The organism is Winogradskyella psychrotolerans RS-3 (genome assembly GCF_000427335.1).
GTDB classification, from domain to species: Bacteria; Bacteroidota; Bacteroidia; order Flavobacteriales; family Flavobacteriaceae; genus Winogradskyella; species Winogradskyella psychrotolerans.
Map to the genome: position 1 here is coordinate 1 of NZ_ATMR01000099.1, position 584 is coordinate 584.

The window sequence follows — 584 nt, forward strand, 5'->3', positions numbered from 1 at the left end:
AGCAATGGCCGATTTAAGCTTGTTGTTTTGCAAGTCTTTGTAAAAGGTCAAAACCTGATCAGTTCTGAGTTGTCCTTTATAGATTAGTGTTTGACTACTAAAGCTGGCAAAATAGAAGGCACTATTAACTCCAGGAATCGTGGAGTTAAGAATACTTGTAGCATAATTTCTAAGTACAAAGAGTTTCCTTTCCAAATCAAGCCCTGAAAGATTGTCTTTGTGCTGGACAAAAACCTGCTCAATATTGGGCATAACTTCTAAAGCTCCTGAACCAGGCACAGTATCATCTGTGGGTACAGCTCTGTATCCGATGAGCTTAAAGCCCAATTCGTTGATTATCTTATTTAAGTTTGATTTGCACTTTTTGTATAGTTGTTTGTTGTTTTGGGAAAAACACCATACCAACACCATAGAATCCTTCTTCTGGTAATCCAAAACCTAACCTTTGAGTAACCTCCTTCAGGAATGTATGGGGCAATTGTATCAGAATACCAGCTACCGTCACCTGTTCTTTGGGTCGCTGCCTCGTCCTTCCTCTATGGCTCCATATTGTCTAAAGCATAAGCAAAGTCATCAACTTATAG

The 584-nt window shown here is 39.2% G+C and carries 2 protein-coding genes; both read right to left on the reverse strand.

From position 1 onward, the window contains the following. Positions 1-411, reverse strand: a 411-nt coding sequence (locus tag ADIWIN_RS10510; protein WP_040756988.1) for a hypothetical protein, incomplete at its 3' end; no start/stop codon positions are given. Then, positions 341-505, reverse strand: coding sequence for a Glutamate synthase [NADPH] large chain (locus ADIWIN_RS22190; protein WP_020895400.1), 165 nt, complete (start codon positions 503-505; stop codon positions 341-343). The genes ADIWIN_RS10510 and ADIWIN_RS22190, both read right to left, overlap by 71 nt. Between the last annotated feature and the right edge of the window lie 79 nt (positions 506-584).